The sequence below is a fragment of the Alteromonas sp. MmMcT2-5 genome (assembly GCF_022348315.1).
Lineage (GTDB): Bacteria > Pseudomonadota > Gammaproteobacteria > Enterobacterales > Alteromonadaceae > Alteromonas > Alteromonas macleodii.
The window spans coordinates 18,695-29,106 of record NZ_JAKRFB010000055.1 but is presented as its reverse complement, the minus strand read 5'-3'; the positions used below and the strand labels follow the sequence as shown (position 1 = coordinate 29,106).

Here is a 10,412-nt window from a genome sequence, read left to right as displayed (position 1 = left end):
ATTACGCTAAATAACTGTGTATATGAGCCGTATACGAGGCCCGTATGTACGGTTCTGTGAGAGGGATGAGGCGGTGACGCCTCACCCTACTCGATGTTTATGGCTGATGAGGCTTTGCTTAAGCTCACTTTTGCTTTTGCGCTAAAGTTATAAATTCAGGTATGGCAACGGGGCGCTGATATAAGTAACCCTGACCATAAGCACACCGATGACTTTGCAAAAACTGTTGCTGCTGTTGGGTTTCAATACCTTCTGCAATAATCTTGATGTTTAAGTTGCTCGCCAGTCCAAGAATAGCCTGAACGATAGCTTGGTCGTCGGTGTTTTTCTCAAGTTCACTGACAAAGGAACGGTCAATCTTAAGCTCATCGATAGGCAGTTTCTTCAGATACACCAGTGAACTAAAACCTGTACCGAAATCGTCAATCGACACGGTGATCCCCATTGCTCGAAGCTCGTTGAGTAATACTGAAACGGTATCCAAGCTTTCCACAAACACGCTTTCGGTTAACTCGATGGATAAGTTTGAGCCGGAGAGTTGGTGATCTTCCAATGCGTTTTTAATTTGGTTTAGTAGTGCTAAATCTGACACTTGGCGGCCAGAGATATTAATGGCCAACCTAATGTCTAAATTAGAAGCCTTTAACGCTTCTATAGCATCACAAGCTTCATTGATAAGCCACTCGCCGAAAGGGAAAATGAGTTCACTTTTTTCAGCAAGAGGAATGAACACTTCTGGGGAAATAAACTTACCTTCCGGCGTTATCCATCTTGCCAATGCCTCGCATTTAACAATCTTGCCAGTCTCTAAATCGACAATAGGCTGCAAAAAGAGTTTGAGTTCATTGTTTTCGATGGCAGAACGTAGCTGACTCTCAAGCTCGCTAATGGCATGATGTTGTTTGTGTAGTTCTTCACTGTAGGTAAGTGCCACATTGCGACCTTGGTATTTAGCGGCCTGCAAGGCGATGTCAGCACATTGAAGAAGTGATTCGGTTGACGGGCAGTGTCGGGGAAAGTTCGCTTCGCCAATATTTATGCCTAAATTCGGCTCGCTGCCATTGAGAACGGTATAGGTTTGAGTGAGCTTTTTGACTAGCTGCTCAATATACTCGGCACTGGTAAGTTCGTTAAAGGTATCTTCACGTTTCACCAATGCAAACTCATTACTGCCTATTCTCGCTATAAACCCGCTGTTGCCGACAAAGGTTTGCAGTCGCAGTGCGAACGATTTAAGGATCTCGTCACCCGACTGATAGCTAAGTGATTCATTTATCTTTTTAAAGTCGCATATATCTATGATGAACAACTTGAATGCGATTTCTTCCTGAACCAGTCTTCTTACTGTATCGGTAAACAAATTGCGATTGGCTACCTTTGTTAACGAGTCCATTCCACTGGCAGTTAATACGCTCTCTTCTTTATTGTGGATATGGGTAATATCGGTAAGTAGGTAAACCCAATGGGTTAACTCATCCCCTTGTAATACAGGGTGAATGGTAACCTGAAGCCACACACCATAATCGTCAACAGGTTGCCAATAAAGCTCCCCTTGCCAGGGGGCTTTTCGCTGCACCAGTGCGGGAAGAAACGTTGCCGGCGCATCAATATCAGTAAGAAGCTCGTTGACGCGAATAGAGCTTGGCGTTGTGCTATTACACAGCAGCAATCTATGAGACGCTTTGTTGTCCAATATCAATCCGCCTTTGTCGTCTAAAATGACAACGCCGGTTTCCAGGTTGTGAATAGCTTGCTGAATGGGCGGAACGAGCTTTTGAAGTCGGGTGTTCTTGCGTAAAACACCATTTAATTTGTGCCTAATATACTCATGCTGACCTACAATTTCGTGATGGCTTAGCAATAATTCCCGCGCGGCTTGCAGCGTTTTACGTTTTTCGTCAAATTGCTCTTCTACGTTTTTAACGACCAGATAGCGAGAACCCGATTCGCTATTAATTGCCAATGCTTCTAAGCGAAGTACTTGGCTCTCATTGTGCTCCGTCCAAAAGCCAGATGAAAGCGTAAATGACGTTTCGCCTTTCCATACTTCGTCGGCATCGAGAAAAAAGTCGTCTAAAAAAATAGAGGGGATATGCTTCTTTTGCAGTCTGTTGTTTTCGTCAATCGTCACAACATTTGCTAGCCATGGAAGTTCTGGCGTTAAGCATTCAATGTCGCTTTCGGAGTTACACCTAAATAGCGCGCAGTTAGTAATGCCCAATGCATTTAATAAATGAATATCCATGGCAATCTCCTACCAAAACGCAATTGTACTGAATAAATTCTCTACATTTTCACCGGTCTTTGCGCTGGTCTTCGTTAGTGAAGCGAATTTTTGAGCGTAAGAATTAAGTTCTTCCTCACTCCAGTGCCAACTTGTGGGGAGATCGGTTTTATTTACAACAAAAAATGCGGGGATATCGGGGTAGTGTTCGCGTGCGAGTTCTAGAATTTCCATGCCTTCAAGCAAGGATTGAGACCGAGTTTGGTCAACTACAATAATGTAGGCGCTTGCGCCGCGAAGGTAGCGAGGGTTGAAGCCACAGTATCTGTCGATACCTTCTAAATCCCAAAGTAGAAGCTGAACGCCGCGTCCGTCTTTATTGACTTGTTTCTTGTCTATTTTTACGCCAATAGTGGTCTTGTATTTTTCGGAGAAAATACCTTCAACGAACTGTTTTATCAGGCTTGTTTTGCCAACACCAGTGGGCCCTAAAATACATACTTTTTTCTGTATCACTGCAAAGCTTCCTTACTACTGCTCACTGGATATTAAAACGTTTAACATAACTGAACGCCCCATTGATGCTTTCTGCAATGGTAGCTCTCCTAAGCTTACAGGTATAAGAATATCACTTTCTACGCCAAGTGAAATTAATGAATTCACAACATTCTCTGCTCGTTTTTGACTCAATGCGCGATTTCGTGCGCTTGACCCTGAATTATCACTGGCACCCATTACAACAATACTGACAACAGTTTTTGTCTTGTCAGCAAGAGTTAACAATTGTTTTATGTCGTTTGCCAGAGGTTCTAATTTTGCTAACTGTACTTCAGAAAGCGCTTCTTGGTTAGTAGCAAAAAGTACATTTTGTGAGGAAACCTTATTAACTAATCGGTTCAATGCGGCTTTCTGGAGCTCAACATTGTCAATTTGATAGGCTGCTTTGACGTTAAGCGCGGTGGTATCAACGTTAACTGTCGAAATACCAGGAATAGCGTTTATTTGCTGAGTAAAGTTAATTGCGGTTGGGGTGAACACGGTTCCTGAAATAATAAAGCTACGGTCATCACCTTTTTTAATTAATAGGCTTTCTGATTCGCTGAGAGGATAGTCGCTCACGAGCTTTTCAAGTTTGCGTTCAACCACACTTGGTTTTAAAGAAACAAAGGGTTCTTCAATAACAGTAACTCTTTCTGCATCGATGTTATTATCGCTAAACCATTGTTCGATGCTAGTGGCGACCGGGTCGCGAAGGACTTTAGCGTGCACGTTTCCATTGGAAACATAAGTATCAGTTACTATGATTCCAGGTGGTGGAGGAAGCTCGTGCAAGTCGCTTTTTAAGATGCTTAGCGACAAACGCATAAAAGACAGCACTGCAAGTGCGAAAAAAATCACAAGAAGCACTAGTGCACCTATTAATCGGTTTGATTTTTTTCCTTCACCCTCTTTTTTTTCGCTTATTAAGCAGTCTGAAAGAATGGTTTCGCAACCGTCGAAGGGCGCATTGTCACCTTCATAAGTGAGCAACGGTTGCTGATAGAACTGATGAAAATCTTCCAACGCCTGTTGAAGTTTCCCGCGTACCTCAGGAGGAATACTGCCCGTAACTGCAGCAACAAGCAGCGCTTGTGGCCCAATTTTTATTAGCAGTGTAAAGTCTTCCGTTTTTATCTCGCCGAGCTCGTTTTCTGACTCGGTACTGGTAACGCCAAACGCATCTGCCACAAAGTCATTAATGGCCACTAGCATTGACGAAATTAAGTCTGCGTCTTTTTCTTTCTCAGGATCTGAAGAAATGCTGTGAAGTAGCGTGCCGGTCTCTCGATGAATGACCAGCAGCTGTTGGACTTGGTATTGGTAAATTTGAGATGCGACAAATTCAGAATACTTGACTCCAGACTGCCAAGCTTTGAATCGCCAAGATACGCTTTTGGGACTTAAGCTGTTTTCGATAAGCGCGTTAGTGCGCTCGACAAACTCAACAAGAAATGAAGATACTGCCTTTCTTACAAGCGTGCCAACCAAGGGATAAAGTGTACCAACAATCTTATCGCTATTAGCTTCTATAGAGCGGTGAAGCGACTTCTCTACAAGAGGAACAAGTACTTTGTTAACTGAGCCGTCCTTTGTCTCGCGTTCAAAGAGCGCTTCAGAAACGACGTTTGTCACGATGCCTTTCGCATCGCGATTCAACTTTTCTTGAACGAACTTGTCGTCCCTTCCAATGAGTAGCTCTCTGACTTTATCTAGAGAGTTGTCAGATAGCTCCGACGGCGGCACTTTTTCAGTCATTAATTAATGATCTGTAGCGAGGTTGGTGGCCATAGTCGAAAGTAAGTTTGCCAACGTTTTTCTATCGGTTTTACTCTCTGAAAGCTCACTGGTAACCTGCTGAAGCTTCTCTAGCAGCTCTTGGTGACGCTTACTAAATAAATTATCAAGCGACTCTAGTTCTTTAACCACATGAGCTTCCAATGCATCGTTGTCGTTCTTTGCAGCAGTTTCAGCTATCTCCAATTCACTTTGCAATTTGTCAGTGGTGTTTTGAAGTTGCTCTTGCACGTTACTGTGGTTGTCGTTAGCACTGGCCAACTGATTCGATAATTCAGTGATCTGTTGGTCAATAAGCTTACGAATATCGTTAAACTGATTATCAAGATGCGTATTCAGTTTAGAGAAGCTGTCGTTGACCCGCGACTCCAACGCAGAAAGATCTGCACGGAAAGCACGGTTTGTTTGACCAAACAAAATTTCTCTAAGTTGAGCAAGTTCGTCTGCTGGTTTGGGCGCGCCTTCAGTTTGAGTTACGTCTTGCGCTTGCTGATCCTTCGGCTTCTTATCCGCCATAAAATGTCTCCGGAAGGCGCAGTTCTTTGCGTTGAACACGCTAATGAGCTGCAATCACATTTTTGTCTGTGCTAATAATTGTGGTTATTACTTTATACAATAGCCGCTAATCGTGAACTTTGAAATACGCTAAAAGCATAATAGTGGCAAATACCTACAAAAATCCTTATACAAAAAACGCCATCCTTTCAGTAAGTTGAATAATTCATGAAGATTTACTTATGCGTTCTACGATTTGAGCTGTTTTTTAAGACTGGAATAGGTCTATCAAATAATGGCAAGCGACATTGTTTTTTTATTGAACATAGGTACTATACGCCGCTCGCGCGTACGCGAGGTATATAAGTAATAACTGTGTCTGAGGTTCCTGTCGTGTCTATCACTCCACTAAATCGTAAATTCTCTGTTGCTCCAATGCTGGATTGTCACGCCTAATTTTAAGAGGCGTTGATATATATGGGGATTTCGGTAAAAAGTGACATTCGTTGTGTTCCTCAGTGTAAGGATATTGACGGAAATATCCAGAAACAACCGATGGTTTTATCCTCTATTTAGCCTATCTTTTATAATCTCTATGAGTATGTCGGCTTCTTCATAACCTGCGACAGTGTACTTTGTTATATCAACCTTCATGCGCTCTAAGACACTATCGTTGTTTAGCAGAGTCTGCTTTATGTAGGTCAATGTTTTCTCCTTCGCAATGGCCGCGACTTCGTCGGCCAACAACATTGCGGTGGCATTCATAATGTCGTTATCCTGAGCATCCATGTAATCTTGGTCGTAAAGCGCATCTACAACCGCAGGAATCTTGCTGTAGTGTTTTATTACATAATAGATATCAATAGCGTCTTTTCCCTGATACTCACGGCCTCGTTCAGTCCAGGCGATAAGCTTCAGTAACAATATTCCAGACGGAGATGCTACTTTTACGTTAATTTCGGGGCTTTTTATGAGGGTAACGTCCCATGCGTTTTGATAAACTTCATCGAACCCTAGGACTCTCATGAGAATATCTTGTTTTGGCGGCCAAGCGATCTGGCCGTGATCATCGCTGACCCCACCAAACGGAATCAAGTCGATTTCCCAAGGCAAGCCGTCACTGTCAGTCGTGTCTAGTTGATGTGCCTTCTTCGAGTACGGTGTAAATCCCGCTTCTATCAGTGCAGTTCGTAACACTTCGTAATGCTCCCAATTCTGCACTTTGATACCAAAGTCCACATCTTTCGTACCGCGCTCGATAGCAGCGCTATAGCCGTGAACTAAGATAATATCCCGTGCAGTAGCCCCTACAACTAGCAACGGTACACTTAGCTCAGCCGCAATACCGTGGATTTGACTATATACCTCCACAAGCCCATTCGGCAGTTTTTCCGATACATCAAGCGAGGTGGTCATGGTAGATCCTTTTTGCAGTTTCAAGGTTGCGAGGGTCATCGCTGTTAAGTAGTTCTGCATATACTAATAGTGGAGCGACATAGCCAGGTAACTCACCCCTAATTTTATCGATTCCCACAGGCGGCTCTACAATTTTCAGTATATTAACGTCTGTCTCTTCAGCACGTAGTCGGCGTAGCCTGAACGTTTTTAATAAGGCTTTATGTGCTTCAGTATCAGCATATATCTGATATGTTTTGGGGGTAAGGTAATGAGTATAGGCATCAGCGGCGACCTCTCCGCCCCAGAGTGCTCCGTACGTATCTAGCGGTGCGTTACGAAGCTGCTCAATATTCTGAGGAACATATAGCTTTTGCTCCAGTTTTGCTTCCATGTTGTGTGGATAAGCGTCCAGCCATCGCGTTAGAAGCAGATCTTTTTCGTTGAGGACGAGTCCCTTTTTCCCTTTTTCGAGAACAAATGTGAGTTGCTTAAGGTCATCTAAAACTTGTTTTACCGTGCCTAAAGCAATTTCAGCTTGCTCCGCAAGTATCCGCATTGGCTGATTAACAAGCTCAGGCTTCAATAACAACATCATGACTAGTTTCATGCCTTTAGGTTGAAACGCCTTTCCTGTTAGCTTTCTTGCGTGTTGTATTCGATGCTCTTTAGGTGGTTTCTTGCCTCTAATATCGATATAAAAGGGAGGTATGTTGAGGTGCGCATTACCTGCCAGATCGAGATAATCGATTTGCAACTCCTGGCACAGCTCGGCGATATTCTCATTGATATAGGGTGTGACTATAAGTGTTTTTTTGTCGCTAAAAACTATTTTTTCTAGTTGGAGCTTGTGTAGTCTGTGGCGAGTAAGCCTCTCCTTTTCTTCCACACACCAAGTATGTTTCTGGTTTCCGTGAATGATTGCCAGCTGTCCGTCCGTTTCCTCAGCATTTCGGACATTGTGATGCATATAAGTGACATTTAGCTTGGTATTCGCGGCTAATAGTTTCGCAGCTTCAGCTAGTAAGTTATCCATTTGTTCATTTATATTTCATGTTCACTATTACTGAACAATACGAAAAGATGAACAATTTTTCAACCTTTGTTCATTATTTTTAAGTGTTCACTTTTTATGAACGTTGACATTTAATGAACAAGAAGACATCCATTTCAAGCCCATAAGCGTGAAATGGTTATTTTAGACTTGGAGAAAACTATCTTGCCTTTGTTTTTCTGTTCTGCAGAAGTAGAATATACGGTTCGTTCTCCGCGAAGCCGCTTGTTGATTGAGTAAAACGCCATATTTTTGTATTCCTATTGTGTTCCTGAAAGGGAAAAATCGACGGAATACCACGGAAATGTCACTAATTTTGAAATCGGTAAAAATGCGATGAGATTTACTTTTTTACATATTAATCAAGGTTTTAATGTCTATGTCTGACATCTCTTTCAACCGCAAATTCTCTGTCGCTCCAATGCTCGATTGGACAGACCGCCATTGTCGCTACTTTTTACGATTAATGTCTAAGCACACACTTCTCTATACAGAAATGGTAACCACAGGCGCGATCATTTACGGCAAGGGTGACTATCTGGGTTACAACCAAGAGGAACATCCTGTTGCTGTTCAACTGGGCGGAAGCGATCCGTCTGACATGGCCAAGTGTGCTGAGCTATCACAAGCGCGCGGTTATGATGAAGTTAACATAAACGTAGGTTGTCCAAGTGATCGAGTTAAGAACGGTAGCTTCGGTGCCTGCTTAATGGCCCAGCCAGAGGTGGTAGCAAGTTGTGTCAAAGCCATGCAGGCTGCGGTAGATATTCCCGTTACGGTAAAGTGCCGTATTGGCATTGATGATATGGACGAAGATGAAGACTTCGCTCGTTTCATCGATACCGTGGCAGATGCCGGATGCGATACCTTTATTGTTCACGCAAGGAAAGCGTGGCTACAGGGATTGAGCCCAAAAGAAAATCGCGAAATTCCGCCGTTAAACTATCCGCGGGTTCATAGACTGAAACAGGCTCGCCCTGAATTATCTATTAGCATAAATGGTGGGGTTAAAACGCTAGAAGAAACCCAGCAACAGCTAGAATTTGTTGATGGCGTTATGGTAGGGCGTGAGGTTTACGCCAATCCTTACATTATGGCTACCGTAGATAAAGAGATTTTCGGAGATACTGAAGCTCAGAGCATGTCACGCCGAGAAATTGTGCTGAAAATGCAGCAGTATATTGAACGCCAAGACGATCCCTATTTCAAACCCTGGCATGCAGCTCGGCATATTTTGGGTCTTTATCAAGGGCAAGCGGGTGGACGTATTTGGCGTAGATACTTAAGCCAAAATGGAACAGGAAAAAATCCAGATCCCAATCTGCTGCTAAATGCGCTAGACGCTGTAGAAAGTGCACAAAAGGAAGTCGCTGCGTTTAATAGTCAAAAAGACTAACGATTTAGTAATTTTGACCAAAGTTTAATATTTGTTCAATTCTTAAAAGCTCGCTGTCTCGCGAGCTTTTTTATTTAAATTTATATATATCAATGGCTTAAGTGTTTTTAAAGGAGTTGGCACAGCTCTCGCAATCCTCTAAGTATCGCAACAACGGCGTGTTGTTGCACTGACTAACTTCAGAGGGAAATTATGAAAACTTCACTAATCGCAGCAACTTTACTGACAGCAAGCATGGCAAGCAGCGTAGCAAATGCAGAAGAGTCAGTGCTTCAAACGTTTTTAACTAATGTGGTTTCAAACGCAGTGGCTACCACATCACAGGAAATTAAGGCTGACGTATACCAAGCAGTAGCAAACGCAACGTATCACTTTGAGCTAAGCCCACAAGAAGTGCGCGGAAGCGGTAAGGTCAGCGTGACTGATTTAGTTGCTGCTACCCCGTCTGAAGGTAGTTCTACAGAACAAGATGCCGACTAATTCGATATTGGTATCTAGTAAAAGCGCCGAAAGGCGCTTTTTTTGTGCGTGTAGCACAGTGACTTAGACATTAAAAACGCAAAAAACAGGGTTGGTCAAATTAACAAATCTATTGGTTAAATACGCTAAAAAATTGTATTTGGTCGCTTGGTGAACAGTTGGTGATTTCCGGAATTAAATTAAAGTCCTTTGAAAACAGTGCTTTAAATAAATGGCACGGTGATTGTAATAGTTAGAGTGTTGAGGAGAACTCAGTCAGCGGTAACCAGCGGTCAGCGTAACTAAAAATAAGTGCTGGAAACCACAACACTACTTTTAACGGAGAAATAATCATGGGTATGTTTTCGCGCATTAACGATATTGTTCAAGCAAACATCAACGCAATGTTAGATAAAGCGGAAGATCCTGAAAAAATCATTCGTTTGATTATTCAAGAAATGGAAGAAACCTTAGTTGAGGTTCGCACTGATGCAGCGCGCTTTATTGCTCAGCAGAAAACCCTTGCACGCCATATGGCATCAGCAAACAAAGAAGTGGAAGGGTGGCAGCACAAAGCACAGATCGCAATGAATAATGACAAAGAGTCATTGGCTAAAGCCGCACTAATCGAAAAACAAAAGTATGTTGCAAAGCTAGCTTCTCTTGAAGAACAAGAAGCGCATATTGCACAGAGTATCGAAAAAATCCAAGGCGATACTGCGCGTCTGAACAGTAAGTTAGCCGAAGCAAAAGCCAAGCAAAAAACGCTGGTTCAACGCAAGCATTCAGCGCAAACACGCTTAAAAGTGAAGCAAGCTGATCACGAAGGAAAAATTGATGATGCCATGATGCGCTTTGAGAGTTACGAGCAGCGCATAGATCATCTAGAAGCGCAAGTTGATGCGTACGACCTAACAAAGTCGAATGAAGCAACGTCACTGCAGGCCGAGTTCGATGCAATGGAAGCAGATGAAGCTATCGAAAAGGATTTGGCTGAACTTAAGAAGAAGAAGGTCGCGTAGGCGATCTTGAGAGCCGCAGCCCGCATTGTAGAT

9 protein-coding genes are annotated in these 10,412 nt (G+C 43.0%); 3 read left to right on the top strand and 6 right to left on the bottom strand.

The genetic code is table 11. The features are described from left to right. Positions 1–124: 124 nt before the first annotated feature. The 6 genes from MHN09_RS17810 to MHN09_RS17785 all read right to left on the bottom strand — a co-directional run bounded on the left by MHN09_RS17810 (position 125) and on the right by MHN09_RS17785 (position 7,484). On the bottom strand, positions 125–2,245 hold the full coding sequence (locus MHN09_RS17810) for an EAL domain-containing protein (RefSeq protein ID WP_239241633.1): 2,121 nt from the start codon (positions 2,243–2,245) through the stop codon (positions 125–127). A 9-nt stretch (positions 2,246–2,254) separates the two neighbouring features. Next, the gene (locus tag MHN09_RS17805) at positions 2,255–2,740 is read right to left on the bottom strand and encodes a Rab family GTPase (protein WP_014950729.1); all 486 of its coding nucleotides are present in this window, start codon (positions 2,738–2,740) and stop codon (positions 2,255–2,257) included. A 15-nt stretch (positions 2,741–2,755) separates the two neighbouring features. Further along, on the bottom strand, positions 2,756–4,519 hold the full coding sequence (locus MHN09_RS17800; RefSeq protein ID WP_239241632.1) for an OmpA family protein: 1,764 nt from the start codon (positions 4,517–4,519) through the stop codon (positions 2,756–2,758). Positions 4,520–4,522: 3 nt separating this feature from the next. Then, entirely contained in the window at positions 4,523–5,074 is a 552-nt protein-coding gene (locus MHN09_RS17795) for a hypothetical protein (RefSeq protein WP_014950727.1), read from the bottom strand. 540 nt (positions 5,075–5,614) lie between these two features. Further along, a complete protein-coding gene (locus MHN09_RS17790; protein ID WP_239241631.1) occupies positions 5,615–6,469 on the bottom strand; it encodes a nucleotidyl transferase AbiEii/AbiGii toxin family protein in 855 nt (284 codons plus the stop codon). After that, positions 6,453–7,484 (bottom strand): type IV toxin-antitoxin system AbiEi family antitoxin, encoded by a 1,032-nt coding sequence (locus MHN09_RS17785; RefSeq protein ID WP_239241630.1) that lies wholly within the window; start codon positions 7,482–7,484, stop codon positions 6,453–6,455. The genes MHN09_RS17790 and MHN09_RS17785 overlap by 17 nt, the downstream gene beginning before the upstream one ends. Positions 7,485–7,881: 397 nt before the next feature. Between MHN09_RS17785 and dusA the strand changes: the two genes are divergently transcribed. The 3 genes from dusA (at position 7,882) to pspA (ending at position 10,379) form a co-directional block, all read left to right on the top strand. Continuing rightward, positions 7,882–8,898: a tRNA dihydrouridine(20/20a) synthase DusA gene (dusA, locus tag MHN09_RS17780; protein ID WP_239241629.1), complete on the top strand. Its 1,017-nt coding sequence runs from the start codon at positions 7,882–7,884 to the stop codon at positions 8,896–8,898. A 192-nt stretch (positions 8,899–9,090) separates the two neighbouring features. Continuing rightward, positions 9,091–9,378, top strand: coding sequence for a hypothetical protein (locus tag MHN09_RS17775; protein ID WP_101565877.1), 288 nt, complete (start codon positions 9,091–9,093; stop codon positions 9,376–9,378). Between the two features lie 332 nt (positions 9,379–9,710). Continuing rightward, the gene (gene pspA, locus MHN09_RS17770) at positions 9,711–10,379 is read left to right on the top strand and encodes a phage shock protein PspA (protein ID WP_239241628.1); all 669 of its coding nucleotides are present in this window, start codon (positions 9,711–9,713) and stop codon (positions 10,377–10,379) included. Positions 10,380–10,412 lie beyond the last annotated feature (33 nt).